Origin of the sequence: Nonomuraea endophytica, from assembly GCF_014203235.1 — a bacterium.
GTDB classification, from domain to species: domain Bacteria; phylum Actinomycetota; class Actinomycetes; order Streptosporangiales; family Streptosporangiaceae; genus Nonomuraea; species Nonomuraea endophytica.
The window spans coordinates 221,462-237,370 of the sequence record NZ_JACHIN010000016.1; the positions used below are offsets into that span (position 1 = coordinate 221,462).

Below are 15,909 nucleotides of genomic sequence, written 5' to 3' on the forward strand. Positions count from 1 at the left end.
CATGGCCACCGCCCCCGAGAAGCTCCTGCTCCGCCTGGAGTGGAAGGTCGTCCGCAGGCTCGACGGTCGGCTCCAAGGCGCCCACCGCACCGCGCATCGCGGCTCCGGGATTGATTTCACCGGTTTGCGGGCGTACACGAGCGGCGACGACGCCCGCCACATCGACTGGAACGTGACCGCGCGGCTGGACGAGCCGCACCTGCGGGTGTTCACCGAGGACCGCGAGCTGACGGTGTGGCTCGTGCTCGACCGGTCGGCGTCGATGGCGGCCGGCCGGCCGGGGCGCGGCAAGCACGAGGTGCTCGCCGAGCTGGCGCTTGTTCTCGCCCGGCTGTTCGGCAGGGGTGGCAACCGTGTCGGCGCGCTGCTGTTCGACGCGGGGGTGTTGCGCGTGGTGCCGCCCGGCACGTCCCGGCGGCACGCGTTGCGGATCGGCGCCGAGCTGGTACGCACCGCCGAGGCACGCGGCGCCACCACCACGGACCTGGCCGAGATGCTCGACGCCGCCGGCCGGCTGGCGCGCCGCCGCGCACTTGTCGTCGTGCTGTCGGACTTCATCGGCGACGGCGACTGGGAACGTTCGCTCCAGCGCCTGGCCCGGCGGCACGAGGTGGTCGCCCTGCGGATCACCGACACCGCCGACGACGTGCTTCCCGAAGCCGGGCTGATCGTCGTCGAGGACGCCGAGACCGGCGAGCAACTCGTCGTCGACTCCGCCGACCCGCTGCTCCGGGTACGCTTCCGGGCCGCCGTCGACGCCCGCGACGCCCGGCTCACGGCGGGCATGCGGCGGGCCGGCGTACCCGTCCACCGCATCGGCACCGACCGCGACCTGGTCGAGGCCCTCGTCGAGGTCGTCGCCCGGACCCGGGACCGGTCGCCATGACCCTTTCCTCCCCGCTGCTGCTGGTCGTCGGGCTGCTCGTCATGGCTGCGCTCGCCTGGGCGGCCGTCGTCACGGCGCGCCGCCGGACGGCGTTGCTCGCGGAGGCGGGGGTCGCCGTGCCGCATGGCCGCCGGCCGTACCTCGGAGTAAGTCTGACAATCACCGGCGTCGGGGTGCTCGCGCTCGCCACCGCGGGACCAGCCGCCATGGTGCCGGTGCCGCGGACGGCGGGCACCGTCATCCTCGCCATCGACGTCTCCAACAGCATGGGCGCCGACGACGTCGCGCCCACCCGGCTGGCGGCCGCGCAACGGGCGGCCCGCGCGTTCGTGGCGGCGCAGCCCGACAGCGTCGACATCGGTGTCGTCGCGTTCGAACGAGGCGCGCTCACCACCGCCCGGCCCGCCGCCGACCACTCCGTCGCGCTCAAGGCCATCGACCGGCTGAAGATCACCGGCGGCACCTCGCTGGGGACGGCCATCACCGCCTCACTGTCGGCGATCACCGGCAAACAGGTCACCATCGGGCGCGACGGCACCGCGCCCGACATCGGCTACTGGCCGTCGGCGACGATCGTGATGTTCTCCGACGGGCAGAACCAGGGCGCAGACGTCGAACCCGCCGCGACCATCGCACAGCGCGCGAACGTCCACATCCACACCGTCGGCGTCGGCACCACAGCCGGGACGACGGTCAAGGTCGACGGCTACCACCTGCAGACCTCGCTCGAACAGGACACCCTCACCTTGATCGCGCAGACCACCGGCGGCGCCTACCACCCCGCCTCCGACACCGCGCGCCTCGACGGCATCGCCGACACGATCGACCTGCGGCTCACCGTCTCCGACGAGCCGCTGCCCCTGGCCGGCGGGCTGATCGTCCTCGCCCTGGTGCTGCTCACCGCGGGCGCCGCGCTCACCGTGCTCAGGTCCGGACGGGTGATCTGAATGACGTTCTCATGGCCGTGGGCGCTATTGTCCATTCTGCTCATCCCGCTGATCTTCGCCATCCGTGAGTGGGCCCGGCGCCGCCGCCGGCGTGCCTCCGTCCGTGTCACCTCACTTGCTCTGGTACGCAGCGCGTTGCCGAGCCGTACCCGATGGATTCGGAAAATTCCCCCGGCGCTCTTCATATCCGGACTCGCGCTCCTGGCACTCGGAGCCGCGCGGCCACAGGCGTCCGTGCCGGTGCCGTCCACCTCGGCGACGATATTGCTCGCGCTCGACACCTCCGGCTCCATGTGCTCCACGGACGTCGACCCCAACCGCATCACCGCCGCTCGGAAGGCGGCGGCGCAGTTCATCGAGTCGCAGCGAGGCGGGCCGCGCATCGGACTGGTCACCTTCGCGGGCAGCGCCGGCCTGCTCGTCCCGCCCACCGACGACACCGACACGCTCATCGAGGCCCTGGACGGCCTGACCGTCTCCCGGGGCACCGCGATCGGGCAGGCCATGCTCGCATCGATCGACGCGATCGCCGAGGTCGACCCGTCGGTCGCCCCCACCGGAGCGGACGTCCCCGCGGACTCCGGCTCAGGCTTCGCCGGCGCGGCGGTCGTCGTGCTCACCGACGGGGCCAACACCCAGGGCGTCGACCCGCAGATCGCCGCCCAGGAAGCGGCGCTGCGGCGCGTCCGCGTCTTCACCATCGGCTTCGGCACCACGAACCCGGCGCCGATGGTCTGCGACAACTCCCAGTTCGACGGGCGCGGGTTCGGCTGGGGCGGCGGCGGTCGCGGCGGCTTCGACCGCGGCCGCAACCCCCGCACGATCGACGAGCCGTCACTCAAGCAGATCGCCCAGACCACCGGCGGCTCCTACCACCGAGCCGAGAACGCCGGCCAACTCCAAACCGCCCTCGACACACTGCCCGGCAGCTTCACCGTCGTCCAGCAGCGGATCGACACCGCCGCCTACTTCGCTGCCGGCGGCGCCGTCCTCATCGCCCTGGCCCTGGCTCTGTCCCTCTGGTGGAACCGGCCCCTACGTCCCGTATCGAGCGGCGATGTCCGGTGATTCGGGCCAGCCGCTGTAGGCGGGCGACTTCGGCCAGCCGTCGGGCGAATCCTGCCATTCCTCCTGCCGACCGTAGGGCAGCAGGTCGATCAGCGGGAACGTGTGGCTGATCTGCTCGGTACCTCGGCCGTTCGTGTGCCAGGTGCGGTACACGCTGTCGCCGTCGCGCAGGAACACGTTGACCGCGAATCCTTCACCCGGTCCCGCGCCCACGTCGGCGCCGAACGAGCTGTTCGCCGTCGAGTACCAAGCCATCTGGTTGCCTACGCGTCGTTTGTAGGCGAGCGCTTCGTCGATCGGGCCCTGCGTGACGATGACGAACCGGGCGTCGTAGTTGTCCAGGAAGTGCAGCCGGGTGTACTGCGAGGTGAGCCCGGTACAGCCTGAACACTGCCATTCCTCGTCCGGGAACCACATGTGGTTGTAGACGATCAGTTGCCTCTTGCCGTCGAAGATGTCCGTTAGCCGGATCTTCCCGTTCTCGCCCTCCAGGGTGTAGTCGGGCATCTTCACCATCGGGAGGCGGCGGCGTTGGGCGGCGATCGCGTCCAGTTCCCGGGTCGCTGCCTTCTCCCTGGTACGCAGCGCATCCAGCTCACGCTGCCAGGTGTCGGCGTCGACGACGGGCGGAAGTGCGTTGGTGCTCATGGGTTCCCCCATTGATCATCGCTGTGACTTGCCGTGCACAGAGGTAGACCTACCCTGACGGCGAAATTCATCGGTGGAGGTCAGGTCACTCAATACGGTGAGGTGTTACGGGTTCACCTGATGCGCCCGTTGTGTTTGACTCCTGGCGTGTAGCCACGCCCTCAGGGAGGGGTCATGGGGGAGTTCGTCGGGATCGATCCCCTTGGCGCGGAGAAGTTGATCCGCGAGATGGAAGCCGGGAAGAACATCCTCGGCAGGACGCGTCCGGGGCTTGAGGCGGCGATCACGGAGGCGGGCGAGGGCTGGACCGGCCAAGGGGGTGCTGCCGCGATGCACCGCGTCTGGGCGTTCTTCCACGAGTCGCAGCGGGATCTCAAATGGCGCATAGACACCATTCAAGGGATCGTGCCGACCCAGCAGAAAGGCATGCTGACAGGCACGTTTACCTTCGGCAGCGTGACCGAGGCCGCGGAGGCCGCCAAGCTGGACGCGAGTGCGATCACTGCCGCGCTCGAACATCACAACCAGTTCCTGTCCGGGCAAAGCTGGGCCGGGGTGGAGAAGGCCCTTGGCGCGCTCAAGGGCAGGACCGACGACCCGGGCTACTCGGCGGCCCTGCTGACCGCGCTCGGTCCCACGACCTTCCAGAAATTGCTCCGTGACTGGATGAACACGCAGGCCGCGGGGGCGCGCAGAGGACTGACTTCGGACACGCTCAAGCGCGCCGGTGAGTCCTCGCCCGGACTGCTGTCCAAGGTCTTCGCCACCGCTGAGAGCTCCGGGCGGCTCGGGAACGAGTGGCAGAAGATGATCGATACTGCTCCGTCGGACATCCTCACCACCCTCGTTGCGCTGGCCCCGCAGTCCGGTACGTTCCTCAACCGGGTAGCGGCCAACCTGCTGAACCGCCCACCGAACTCCGACACATTTCCCACCGATCCCAACTGGAACCTGCACAACCTGGCCAAGGCATACGAGTCGAATCCAGAGGCATTCCGCCGCCTGCTGGCCGAGCATCCGAACGAAGCCGGGGTCATGCTGGATGCGTACACCATCAGGTCATCAGGCGTTCCCGCTTATGAAGAGACGCTCGCCAGGGCACTGCATGGGGCGCTAAAACCCGGCGCCGGGTCCGTCGACATGCGCGAGCGTGCGTGGATCACGGTCATCAACAGCATCGGATCCGAGCACACCTGGTGGGTGGGCGGCGGCATCGGCACCTTCGCCGATTCGCCGATCAGCCGGGTTCTGGCCCAAGACATCACGCCTATCCTCGACAAACTCGCTCGGGGCCAGGCCATGCGGAACTCGCCGGACGTGCCGTACCTGGAGCCCAGGGAACCCTGGGACAAACTCGACCCCACGGTGAGCGCCCGATTCCTGGGCGCGCTGATGCAGGACTCCACTGCGGCCGACACGTTGATGAAGGCGGGGGCGGACTACATGAAGCAGCTGGACATGGGGCGCTTCCATCCCTTCGACCCAAGCAGCTACGCACGAGAAGCGCACATCAACCTGGCCGAACGAACCGGCGCGCTGACAAACCTGCTGCTGGCCGGCTCAACCTATGCAGAGTGGAGTGATGACGAGCAGGCCGAACGCATGGCCGGCTTCCTCCTCATGCCCGTCGACTTCATCAGCAACAAGTACCTGCCTGTCGACAACGCCCTCGTGTCTACGGGTAAGGACAAGGGAATCGACGACGTCAAAGACACGATGAAGAACCTCATCACGGACTACTTCGACAAGAAGACGCCAGACACCGCCCGGTCGGTCGCCGGCACCTTGGTGAACGAACAGGTCGAATGGCTGAGCCGGTCGCTCCGAGAGAACGGGCAGAAGGCGTTGACCGCGTCCGAGACAGCCATGATGCGAGACGCGATGGAAGGCCGGATCCACGACGCCCTGCTCGACGCACTGGAAAGACGGGGAGGCTGACCGTCATTCTGGCCAGGCGCACGGATACGGCTAGCCTCAGGCCAAGCTGGAGAACTCGTGCCTGGCCACAGGATCAGAGGTTCCTGATCCCAGGTGACGCGTTCAGGCCTTGACGGGATAGCACTCCGTCTTGCCGATGATCATGACGTTGGGTGTCGAATCCGTGCGGGCGAGCAGGACGAAGGTCACCCGGGCCTTGGGATTGACCACCACGGCAACGCTCACGTCGTCTTCCCAGAGATCGAGGTTGTCCACGACCTGAGTGGAGTAGCCCTTGCCGATGAGCTGGCCTTTCAGCAGCCCGACAAGGTTGGTCGCACTCTCCGCGGACGGTTTCGCGAAGTTCCCCTTGGCGATGTAGAAGCGTTGCTCCTCGTCGGTGAGGCAGGTCGAGTCCCGGTCCTGGTCGGCCCGCTCTTTCGTCAGCTCGGTCAGACCTGCCTCGATGCCCGACAGCACCGCGTCACCGTCGCTCACGAGCTGCTGCGTAGCCTCTGCCAATGTCGGCCGCTCTGACTCACCCGAGCACGCCGTCAAGGCCACGCAACAGATAAGTGTCGCGGCAATTGCCGTCGAATACGCAGTAGGGCGCACGCCCGGACCTTATCTGACCGTATCCCGCTCGTACATCTGTTCCTTCCACCAATGGTGAGCCGCGATGAGAATCGGCCTACCGTCGGTCCGAGCTCAGGGTGGGCGGGGTCCATCCACGCCAAATCAGCTGCGGATGTAGAAAGATCGCTGTGCGCGTCGCCATAGCTTGGAGTGCTTACCTGCCGGGCTCCCACGGCGGGCACGCTGAGCCGACCGTCGTCGACTCAGGCTGGAGTCTCGGGCTGAGTGATCCGCCGGACGAATTCCTCCCGCAGGTCGGCGAGCGGCTTGAGCCCTTCGTCGGTGCCGGTGTACCAGAATGCCCACCCGTCGCATTGCTTTACATCGAGCACGGCGCAGGCAGCGCTAGTTGGGGTGTCGAAGATCTGGCCCTCAAGCTCGACTTTGCCCTCGGCAGTGACCACCGCCGACGCGTCCGTACCGTGCTGCAGGTCCACCAGTTCGGCTCCGACGTCCAGGAGAGCGAGCTGGAGGAGGTGAGAGAGCCCGGCCTCGGAGACGCCTGCCGGTGCCGGGGCGCTGTCGGGCTTCCCGGGTACCGGATAGTCGGGCTGGTAGGAATGCTGGCCGAGCAGGTTGAAGGCGTCCCGGGTGACCTGGGCCATGAGGCGGCGCCGTGCCGAAAGGAACGTCGGGTAATCCATCTCATGCCAGTCATCCGGCAGGGCGTGCACGTAGGTGTGCTGCGCTAGTTCGGCGGGGGGCAGGCGGGCTTCCGAGGCTTCCGCCGGCCAGTAGTGGGATGGTGCTCTGTCGGAGATGGCGATGTTGTCGTACCACTCGACGAGTGCCATGTTGGCGATCTGGTTGATCTTGCTTGCCTCTGTCAGGCCGAGTGTCCCGCGCAGGTATTTGCGCGGGAACAGGTGGTGCCGCTCGATTCCCCTTTTCGCGGTGACGGCGGGATCGAGCCGGGTGCGTACGCGCACGCGGGACAGTAGCGCAGGTGCGTCGTGGATGTTCAGCGCCGCGATGTAAGCCATGAGCGCAGGTGACTTCGCCGCCGAGGTCGCCAGATTGTTGGGCAGCGTGATGGTCCAGAAGTCGTTGGTCAGCGTGTCGTCGATCAGGTGGTTGAGTGCGTCGCAGAACGCGTGCGCATCACCCGGTGCGATCCCGCCAAGTAGTGCGAAGTCCCGCTCGGCCTGACTTTCGAAGGGGCCGGAGTAGCGGCTGGTGGCGTGCGTCATGAAGAACCAGCGGCCGATGACCTCGCGCAGCTGGGGGATCGGCACGCCGTAGTGGACCCGGCCGAAGAGCCACAGTGCGTAGGAGAACAAAATCGCGTTCTCGCTGGAGATCATCTTGCTGCCTCGGAAGCCGGCCCGCTCCAGGCACAGCAGGAACTCGTGCCAGTGCGTGAGGTTGAGGACGTGGGCCTGTGCGGCTTCGAGCGTCTCGAACTGGGTCTCCCTGCTCTGCGGTGAGGCGCTGCCCGATTCAAGATCTCGGCCGCGGAGGACGGTGTAAACGTTCTTCAGTACGGCACGGCGGAATGCCAGTGCGACGGTCACCCGGAGAAGCTGCGGAGGCTGCGGCTGGATATACCAGTTGAACGGGCAAGCCGTGCCGTGGGCAGGTGTCTTGGCCGCTCTGCAAAAGTCTTCGAGCTCTCGGCGCCCCTTCTCCCAGAAGACGCTCATCAGCGTGAGAATGAAGTCGGCCTGGTTCAGGGTGACTCCCTCGCTGTTGATACGAACGAAGATTTCCGCCACCTGTTCCTCGTTGACCGCACGAGACAACTCCACGATCTTGAAGAGGTAGCCACTGAGGTCGTGCAGTCGGTGAAGGGCGTCGTCCAGAAGATCCCGCTCTTCCTGGTCCACCTCGCGTTTGCCGGCCAGACGGGCAAGGAAACCTCGTATCGCCTGCCGGAAGTTGCCCGGAGCCCACAGGACGCTGATGTCCGGGAGAAACTCGGGGTCCTTCTCGATCGCCGCATCTGTGACCGCGAAGGTCCCGTCCTCGGGCCGAAACGCGATTCGGATCCGGTTGGTGGAGTAGTCCTCGCGGAGAACCTCTACTCCCTTCATCACGGCGTACAGCGAGGTGAGCCGCTGCTGGCCGTCGACAATCAGGTACTGCGGCGCGGCCTTTCCGGTGCCGATCTGCCGTGCGCCCGGGTCGGCGTCGGTCTTCCAGAACAGCAGGAAGCCGACCGGAAATCCCTTGTACATGGAATCGAAGAGCGAGCGGACCTTGGTGGCCTGCCAGACGAACGGACGTTGGATGTCAGGCAGGGCGATATCTCCGCGTTCGATGGCCTCGACTATGTTGCCTACCGTGTAACTGGCGTCGCTGAAGAGCATCGTGGCCATGATCACCTGCAAGCTCGAATCGGGCAGTTGATCAGTAACTTTAATTCAGGAGCTCAAGACCGTCTCTCGCTTTGTGCAGGATGAGGCCATGTGCCGCTTGGCAGGGTCACGTTCATGCCTACTATTCGGGATTCGTAGGTAATGTCTCAGCCTTCTCGGCGTCTCCGGCAAGCCGATACCTGTAGCCGACGGGTGAAAGCTGGGCTCGATCTAACAGCCAAGGGTGGAATATTGATGCTCTGCCCCCACTTGTGATGATTTCGCCGCTACTATCACGAGTTACCGTGATATTGCTCAGCACGAACAAGGCCACACGCGGGTATTCGTTGGCGTGCCGGACTTCGCTCGGTGTAAGGAGGATCTCGGCCGGATCGCCGGTTGTTCCCTTCACCTCGACATGCCAAGAGGCGCCGCCGATCTCCACCTCATAGTCGTAGCTCTCGGTACGAGAGGTGTTGGTGACCTTGCCAAGCCTCGTGTAGTAGAGGAGAGCCTCATTCATCGCGTACGTCTCGACCGCGACCTTCACCCGCTGGTCGGTGGCGAAACCTTGGCCTTTGTGAGGCGTCCGCGGGCGACCGGCGGCGGAGGCAACCTGACGTTCGGCCTCCTTAATGCCGCTCTGTGCGAGAGTCGCAGAGGGTTGCTCTCCGAGGAGCAAATCGACGGCTTCCTTCACCTCGGGAAGTACATCAAGCACCGTCAGCGGGAATTTGGCGACGTACGCCTGGAAGGTTCGTAAGGAGTCCTGGTAGGGGATCCATGGGAAGTAGAGCGGCTGTCCGGGGTATTCGGCCTGCAGTGCGTCTCGGACTGCCAGCAGGGCTAATCGCCGCTGCCGGAGGACGGCCAGAGACAGTGGTTCGGCCAGAGGGCGATAGCCCTCAAGGGCAACGACGAGGCCGGGAAGCCACCTGGGCTCCGCGCCGGCCTTTCTCGCATATGAGCCACGTGCGGCCCACCAAATCGGCTCGTTGAACCGTTCACCAGTCGCGCGGCTGACGCCCACGATCTGCTCTGCTGCGCTGTCATAGTGAACGACAATGCTGTTGGCCTGAACCGCACTAACCAGCGTGTAGCCTGGCGTGTTCGCGCCGCCCCGAGCAGTGATGGGCGCCTTCAAGTCGGCACCGATGTCGTCACGTCGCGTGATCTCCATGAACAGGTCCTCGTTCAAGCGATGCGACCACCAGTACGCAGCCATGATCCCATCCTGCCTCAGCTAGATCTTGAACAGCACATTCCTCCGCGAAAGGGGGTGGGGCCCAGAGCGACCGGACTGCCTGTTGTCGGAGGCAGTCGCGTTGCTTGGTGCGTAGTGGCTGGGATGACGTCGATGTTCAGGTGCCCTTTGGTGAGGGTGATCCCGTTGCGCTGAGCGATTTCGGCTGTCTTCCGCTCTGCTGTGGATTGCTGGCGTTGCGGTGGCCGTGGGTGGTTGTGGAGTGGCTGATATCGCCTTCGGCTGAGGTGTCAGGGGAGCGTCAGGTGGGGGACGCAGGGTGCGGGCGAACGCACGATCGTGACCTCTGCGCCGAGTGTGGAGCCTGGGTGTACTTCCACGCGAGCACGCGGCTCTATACGCAGCGCTTCGCCTTTACCGGCGACGAAAATTGCCCTGGCCGAGGTCGTCGTCTGTGATGTCGCGACCGGCACGAGGGTACGAGCCGAGGCGGATGCGCTGCCGATATCGCAGATCTCGCCGGTGTCCAGTCGCCGTCGTCGCCATGTGTGGGCCTCCACCCAATGTGGGGAGGCCCGCACCCACGGGTCCCTGTGTTCGCGGGCCTTGCGCAGCTCGGAATCGCCCAGGTCGGCGAAGCCGTACACCGTCACGGCAGCGAGGACAAGCGCCACCGCGAACCACTCCACCGCGCCGGTGCGGACGCACGCGTCGATCAGCGGCCGAGCCTCGGCGGGCGGGACCGCCTGGTTGCCTCGCAAAGTTCCTGACCAGGCTCGACACCGAGTTCCTCATCCAGCCTGCCGCGGACGTGCTCGAACACGGCCAGCGCCTCGGACCGCCTACAGGCGGTGGCCAGGGTCCGCATGCGCAGCGCGACCAAGCGTTCACAGAAGATGACGGGCGCCGGCCGCCTCCACCTCGGCCAGGATCGTCTCGTGCCCGCCGAGCCGGAGCTCTGCCTTGAATCGGACCTCGGCGGCCGACAGCCGCAGGGCCTCCTAGCGAGCCGCCGCGGACGCGAGCTCTCCCACATTGCCCAGCGGCGCTGCTGGCGGACCGGATGCCGGCGCAGGAGAGCATGTCCCTGGTTGGCGAAATGTCCCGGCCGGAACGCCGCACCAGCGTCGGCGGCGACGCGCATCAGCTTCTCGTGGTGGATGTACTGCAGGCCATGGCCATCCCGCGGCGACGGCATCAGCGGCCGGTCTGCGGAGCAGGGGTGTAGAGATCGCCGCCCTGCCGGACATCTAGTGCTGCACCGCGTTGATCCTGCGAGGGTGCGCGCTGACTGGTGGGGCTCCGTCAGTCCTTGATGAGGACGGTTGCCAGGCTGGATAGCGCGGTGTTTGTCCGGGCCAGGTCGAAGGCGGTGGGGTCGAACTGGTCGGCTGCGTCGAGGCCGAGCCATTCCAGGCGATCCTCGTGCTCTTCGTGCTTGGGGTCGGCGAGGATCTCCAGGAGATAGTCGTAGCCCCCGATGCCGCCGCAGTCTTCAGGCGGGCAGGCTCGCCGGCCGGTGAGGCAGCGCGGATAGGCGATGGTGGGCTCGGCTGAGGTGACGGCCTCGACGAGGATGGTGTGCTCCCAGTCATCGCCGAAATCGTAGGTGTAGCTGAGACGGTCTTGCTGTGCGGGGGCTAGCTGGTCGAGTCGTTTGGCAGCGGCGCTGGCGATCTGCAATTCGCGGTCGGCGACGCCGTAGCGGCCCAGCGAGCCTTCGAAAACCCACATGTGATAGTCCTCCCAGCCGAAAGCCGCTTGGAGAACATCGTGCAGCGCGCGCAGCGTGATCGTGGACGGAACCTCCAGACGCCGCCAGATCGGTGGCCGTGACCCGGCCAGCGTGACCTTGATCCGGTGAACGGCAGGGGCCGTGCGGGTGCTGGGAGCGGTGCGTCGGGCAGCCATGACGGCATCTTGCCGTACCCGCGCTGATCACGCTCCCCACCACAAGAATGATCAACCGTGGCCGAGGAGCTCGAGGGCACGGTGATGCGCAGCCCGTTCACGGTGGCATGGAATGACGATCAACGGGCGCTGCTGGAGCAGACGGCCCGCTCGCGCACCGCGCCGCTGCGGCGCGTTCAGCGGGCCAGGGCCGCGCTGGCCAGCGCCGACGGCGCGTCCAACGCCGCCATCGCCCGCGAACTGGGCGTGCACATCGCCACCGTCAGGCGCTGGCGCAAGCGGTTCCACCATGAGGCTCTGGCCGCGCTGGAGGACCGGCCTCGTCCCGGGCGCCCCCGCCGCTACGGACCCCAGGTACATCTGGCGATCGTCACCACGATCACCTCGGCCCGGCCCTCGATCGACAGCCAGTGGACCCACAAGTCGATCGCCGAAGCGCTGGCGCACTATGGGATCTCCCCTTCCCAGGTGGGGCGGATCCTGGCCGATCTGGACCTCAAGCCCCACCTGGTCCGCGGCTGGCTCACCCGGCCCGACGACCCGCACTTCCACGACAAGGCCACGCAGGTGTGCGCCCTGTACCTGCACGGGCCGCCCGGATCGGTGGTGCTCAGCGTGGATGAGAAGACCGCGATCGCCGCCCGCTCCCGCAGGCATCCCACCCGGCCCGCCCAGCCTGGACGGCCCGAGCGGCGCGAGTTCGAATACCGCCGTCACGGCACCGCCTCCATCATCGCCGCCTTGGACGTGCACACCGGGCAGGTCCTGGTCGAGGACATCATCCGCAACGACTCGGCCACCTTCATCGGCTCCTGCGCCTGCTGGACCAGGACATCGACCCGACCCTGATCATCCATCTGATCCTGGATAACGGCTCGTCACATGTCTCCAAGGCCACCCGGGCATGGCTGGCGGTGCATCCCCCTTTCGTCGTCCATCACACGCCCAAGCACGCCTCATGGCTGAACCAGGTTGAGATCTTCTTCTCGATCCTGGCGCGTCGCCTGCTACGACGCGGCGAGTTCACCTCCCGACAGGACCTCATCGACCAGATCCACGAGTTCAGCCTGGCCTACAACGACCACGCCCGCCCGTTCCGGTGGACCTACGACGGCACTCCACTTAAGGCCACATGACCCTCGCAGCATCAACGCGTCGCTGCACTAGGGGTGAACCAGGAACGGGAGGAGGGGGTACTCGTGCCAGAGGCGGACGATGGATTCGCCGCATTGTGGGACGCGCATTACGACCACGTCCTGGTTATGCCGCCCGGCGGGTCGATCACGAGACAGCGCGTGACGTCGCGGCGGAGACGTTCCTGATCGCCTGGCGGCGACGGGCCGACGTACCGCCGGATCGGCCGTTTCCCTGGCTGCTCCACGTGGCCAGGAACGTCCTTTTGAACGAGGCGCGGACACCGCCGGCGAGGGCGGCTGTGGGGGCGAATACGCGACGACCGCGACCTGAACGAGCCGGTCGCCGACGTCGCGACCGGGGTGGCGGAAGGCGGTCGCATCGGCCGGGCGCTGCGGCGGCTGTCGTCCCGCGACCGCGAGGTTCTCCAGCTCGTCGGCTGGGAGCAATTGGACACAAAGGACGCGGCGGTCGTCGCGGGCTGTTCGGAGAAGACCTTCTAGGTCCGGCTGCACCGTGCGCGCCGCCGCCTGTCGGCCGTTCACGCCGAACTGGACGCCGAAGGCCGGCCCATCCCCAACCTGCAAAGGAGCCCGCAGTCATGAACGATGACATTCAGGAAGTCCGGCGGCTGCTCGCACCGGCCAACCCGAGCCCCCCGGCACCCTCACCGGCGCGGCTGCGATGCTCGCGGCCGCGCCGCCTACCACCGCATCATCGCGCCGCCCGCCCGACGGCGATTCTTGCCACGCCGTACGGCGGTGCGGCTCGTCACGGTCTGGCGGTCTGGCGGTCGGGACGATCGTGGCCCAGAATCTCGGCGCGCCCCGCCCGATCCTGCCGGCGGCGAACGCGCAAGCCGTACTCGATCAGGCGGCGAACGTCGCTCAGCGACGGGCCTTCACCGCGCCGCGCCCGGATCAGTGGGTTTACACCGAGACGCGCCTGTGGGATGTGGGCAAGCCCGGCAAGGGCGAGGTGCGGACTGCGGAGTCGCCGCTGAAGCCCGAGCTCAGCCCCATATGGGTTCGGGCGGATGGAAAGCGGCTCGCCACCGTGGTGGACGGCGAGGTGTGGGTCTCGTCGATCGGCGGCGAATCTACGTCCCTCGGCTACGCGTCGGTGGCGGCCCTCCCACGCGACCCGGACGAATTGCTCGCCTGAGCCGGCCAGATCAACGCACCCATCGCCGAGCCCGGCGCCAGGGTCTACAACGCGCTCCTCGGATTGATGCTGCACAACGGAGTGCTGCCCCCGGACCTGGAGGCCGCGACATTCCGCGCCTTCGCCAAGATCCCCGGCATCACGGTGGACCTCGCTGCCGTGGACGGCATGGGCCGCCCGGTGGTGTCCATCTCCTTGGTGGTCGAGGGCTATCTGAAGCAGGAGACCCTGCTCGGCCGGACCACTTACGCCTACCGGGGCCACCGCGCCGCATTCATCAAGGACCACACGAATTCCGTGGGCGGGACGTACAAGAAGGACACTGTCGAGAGTTTCTCGGTACGTCTGGCGACCGGGATCGTTGATCGCTACGGCCGGCGCCCCTGACAGGTCATATGGAGCAAGGAGAGGCGCCGACGCGTGCCAGGTCGACGACCATCAGTCGATTCTGAGTAGTCGGCCAATACAGGACGGGGCCGTCCTGCGGCCATACGCCGGTCTTTATCGCTCCCCATGGCGTCTCGGGTTTCGCCAACGTGTACGACCCGAGGAGGGCGGCCTCACCCGTGCAGCGATCGTAGACCTGTATCACATGTCCAAGGGTCGCGGTTCCCCAGGTCTTGGAAATGGAGTCGTCACCATCGACCGTTGGGACGCCGAGAAGAGCAAGCCGATCGCGGATCGGAGGCCTCATCAGGAGCGCGTCTCCCGGAACAATGACGCGATCGGAACCATCCAAACGCAACACGGTCGCCTGTGTGACCTTCCACGGCTCCTGCCAGTTCTCTCCGACACACCAGGCGGGGCCGCAGGCAAGACGATGATCGAGATCTTCAACCTCGGTTACTTCGGTCTCCTGGCCTGTTTCGAGATTGATCACGATCCGCTTGTATGTGTCGTACGCCCATGGCCACGAGCTCACGCGAAGCCGCCTGCCCGGAAGCACTGCCTCGGGCTCCCCGCCACGGAGCGAGACCCGCCAGATGTCACCGTCGTATCCCCACCAGACAGCGTTCTCGCCGATGATTTGGAAGCCGTCAACATAAGGGCCCCTAGCCTGGACGGATTTCGGCAGACGCGCCACCATATGCATGGTTCCACCGGCTCGCGGCATCGCCCACACCTCGTAATGGCGTTGCCCACCGATGGAGGCGTCCTTGACGATCAATGCCACCTGTGTCTTTCCAAGTGCCGCTTTCTGGATCTCGAAGCATCCACCGCACTCTGCCCACTTGGGGACACGCGCTATGACACGCTGCGTCTTGGTTCGCGTATTGAAGCTGATGAATTCCGGAGCACGCCCATCGGTCGTCAAGAGCAGCTCATCTTGGCCGAGTGATGCGATGGGCCATAACCGGGTGCCGTCCCTTCTTTCAGCGGGCACCACGCTGACGGCCTCCGGCCATACCTCGCTGACCAGTGCTAGTTGCGGCAATGCGGGAAGCTGCGCGGGTCGCTGTGGTGCCTCCTCCTCGCTGCTGGAACGCCATACCAGGGCCAGGGCGATCACAAGTAAGAGCGCCACTCCCGCACGCGTCAACACAACCTGATCCCAAGAGTGTTCCCGCAGATGATCGAACTCGCCGGCGCGGCCGTACCGGCTCATAGTTCGGACAGCTAGATCGCCGTACGCCCTCCGTCGGCCGCGATCACCGCACCCGTGCCATAGCTAGCCTGGTCACTCGCGACGAACATCACCGCCTCCGCCACCTCGAGCGGATCGGAGGCACGCGCCAGCGCGGTGGTCTGGGCCATATCCCCGACATCCGGTCCCATGGCGGCCACCGTCTCGACCATCGTCATCGCCCCCGGCAGGACCGCGTTGACGCGGACGTTGGCAGGTGCCCACCCCAGGGCCCACGTGCGGGTCAGCGATTCCAGCGCTGCTTTCGTCGCGCCGTATCCGGCAGCAGGCCGGGGACGGAGCGTCAAGCCCGGGTTACGGGTACGTGCCAATGGTTACACCTGGCGGCCTATATAGGCCAAGCATCCAAGTGGAGAGATCCAGGTCGGTGCCTGGATGGCTGGTCGGAAGAGTGCCCCCGGCAGGATTCGAACCTGCGGCACCCGCTTTAGGAGAGTGGTGGCCGTACAGCT

General features: G+C 66.4%; 18 protein-coding genes and 1 pseudogene. 10 read left to right on the forward strand and 9 right to left on the reverse strand.

Annotated features, from left to right (window positions below):
- The first annotated feature begins 1 nt into the window (after position 1).
- The 4 genes and pseudogenes from HNR40_RS43635 (at position 2) to HNR40_RS43645 (ending at position 2,901) form a co-directional block, all read left to right on the forward strand.
- Positions 2–886: a DUF58 domain-containing protein gene (locus HNR40_RS43635; protein ID WP_184972332.1), complete on the forward strand. Its 885-nt coding sequence runs from the start codon at positions 2–4 to the stop codon at positions 884–886.
- Positions 883–1,833, forward strand: coding sequence for a VWA domain-containing protein (locus HNR40_RS43640; protein WP_184972334.1), 951 nt, complete (start codon positions 883–885; stop codon positions 1,831–1,833). The genes HNR40_RS43635 and HNR40_RS43640 overlap by 4 nt, the downstream gene beginning before the upstream one ends.
- Positions 1,834–2,046 (forward strand): annotated as a pseudogene (locus tag HNR40_RS57620) (BatA domain-containing protein); the annotation flags it as partial.
- 27 nt (positions 2,047–2,073) lie between these two features.
- Positions 2,074–2,901, forward strand: coding sequence for a vWA domain-containing protein (locus tag HNR40_RS43645; RefSeq protein ID WP_312896754.1), 828 nt, complete (start codon positions 2,074–2,076; stop codon positions 2,899–2,901).
- Here HNR40_RS43645 and HNR40_RS43650 read toward each other — a convergent pair.
- On the reverse strand, positions 2,869–3,549 hold the full coding sequence (locus HNR40_RS43650) for a DUF899 domain-containing protein (protein ID WP_184972338.1): 681 nt from the start codon (positions 3,547–3,549) through the stop codon (positions 2,869–2,871). The two genes, HNR40_RS43645 and HNR40_RS43650, sit on opposite strands and share 33 nt — an antisense overlap.
- 174 nt (positions 3,550–3,723) lie before the next feature.
- On the opposite strand from HNR40_RS43650, the gene HNR40_RS43655 reads away from it, so the two are divergent.
- Positions 3,724–5,487, forward strand: coding sequence for a hypothetical protein (locus HNR40_RS43655; RefSeq protein ID WP_184972340.1), 1,764 nt, complete (start codon positions 3,724–3,726; stop codon positions 5,485–5,487).
- 102 nt (positions 5,488–5,589) lie between these two features.
- On the opposite strand, the gene HNR40_RS43660 is transcribed toward HNR40_RS43655, so the two are convergent.
- The 6 genes from HNR40_RS43660 to HNR40_RS43685 all read right to left on the reverse strand — a co-directional run bounded on the left by HNR40_RS43660 (position 5,590) and on the right by HNR40_RS43685 (position 11,514).
- Entirely contained in the window at positions 5,590–5,964 is a 375-nt protein-coding gene (locus HNR40_RS43660; protein WP_184972342.1) for a hypothetical protein, read from the reverse strand.
- Between the two features lie 341 nt (positions 5,965–6,305).
- The gene (locus HNR40_RS43665) at positions 6,306–8,411 is read right to left on the reverse strand and encodes a GmrSD restriction endonuclease domain-containing protein (protein ID WP_221341543.1); all 2,106 of its coding nucleotides are present in this window, start codon (positions 8,409–8,411) and stop codon (positions 6,306–6,308) included.
- 130 nt (positions 8,412–8,541) lie between these two features.
- Entirely contained in the window at positions 8,542–9,597 is a 1,056-nt protein-coding gene (locus tag HNR40_RS43670) for a protein NO VEIN domain-containing protein (protein WP_184972346.1), read from the reverse strand.
- A 296-nt stretch (positions 9,598–9,893) separates the two neighbouring features.
- A complete protein-coding gene (locus tag HNR40_RS43675) occupies positions 9,894–10,364 on the reverse strand; it encodes a hypothetical protein (RefSeq protein ID WP_184972414.1) in 471 nt (156 codons plus the stop codon).
- The gene (locus tag HNR40_RS57625) at positions 10,319–11,014 is read right to left on the reverse strand and encodes a BTAD domain-containing putative transcriptional regulator (RefSeq protein WP_312896751.1); all 696 of its coding nucleotides are present in this window, start codon (positions 11,012–11,014) and stop codon (positions 10,319–10,321) included. The genes HNR40_RS43675 and HNR40_RS57625 overlap by 46 nt, the downstream gene beginning before the upstream one ends.
- A complete protein-coding gene (locus tag HNR40_RS43685) occupies positions 10,909–11,514 on the reverse strand; it encodes a plasmid pRiA4b ORF-3 family protein (protein ID WP_184972348.1) in 606 nt (201 codons plus the stop codon). Before HNR40_RS43685 ends, HNR40_RS57625 begins: the two co-directional genes overlap by 106 nt.
- Positions 11,515–11,571: 57 nt before the next feature.
- Between HNR40_RS43685 and HNR40_RS43690 the strand changes: the two genes are divergently transcribed.
- From HNR40_RS43690 to HNR40_RS43710, 5 genes are all read left to right on the forward strand, one after another.
- Positions 11,572–12,363: an IS630 family transposase gene (locus HNR40_RS43690; RefSeq protein WP_221341545.1), complete on the forward strand. Its 792-nt coding sequence runs from the start codon at positions 11,572–11,574 to the stop codon at positions 12,361–12,363.
- An 11-nt stretch (positions 12,364–12,374) separates the two neighbouring features.
- Positions 12,375–12,650: a transposase gene (locus tag HNR40_RS53965; protein WP_312896755.1), complete on the forward strand. Its 276-nt coding sequence runs from the start codon at positions 12,375–12,377 to the stop codon at positions 12,648–12,650.
- Between the two features lie 360 nt (positions 12,651–13,010).
- Positions 13,011–13,151, forward strand: coding sequence for a sigma factor-like helix-turn-helix DNA-binding protein (locus HNR40_RS56835; protein WP_184972350.1), 141 nt, complete (start codon positions 13,011–13,013; stop codon positions 13,149–13,151).
- A 301-nt stretch (positions 13,152–13,452) separates the two neighbouring features.
- A complete protein-coding gene (locus HNR40_RS43705) occupies positions 13,453–13,812 on the forward strand; it encodes a hypothetical protein (RefSeq protein WP_184972351.1) in 360 nt (119 codons plus the stop codon).
- A 63-nt stretch (positions 13,813–13,875) separates the two neighbouring features.
- Positions 13,876–14,199, forward strand: a complete 324-nt coding sequence (locus HNR40_RS43710; protein WP_184972353.1) for a hypothetical protein — start codon at positions 13,876–13,878, stop codon at positions 14,197–14,199.
- Between the two features lie 4 nt (positions 14,200–14,203).
- Here HNR40_RS43710 and HNR40_RS43715 read toward each other — a convergent pair whose 3' ends face one another.
- Positions 14,204–15,418 carry a hypothetical protein gene (locus HNR40_RS43715; protein ID WP_184972355.1) on the reverse strand — a complete coding sequence of 405 codons (1,215 nt, stop codon included), beginning with the start codon at positions 15,416–15,418 and terminating at the stop codon, positions 14,204–14,206.
- An 11-nt stretch (positions 15,419–15,429) separates the two neighbouring features.
- Complete coding sequence (locus HNR40_RS43720; protein WP_221341546.1) at positions 15,430–15,744, reverse strand: SDR family NAD(P)-dependent oxidoreductase; 315 nt, start codon at positions 15,742–15,744, stop codon at positions 15,430–15,432.
- Positions 15,745–15,909: the final 165 nt, after the last annotated feature.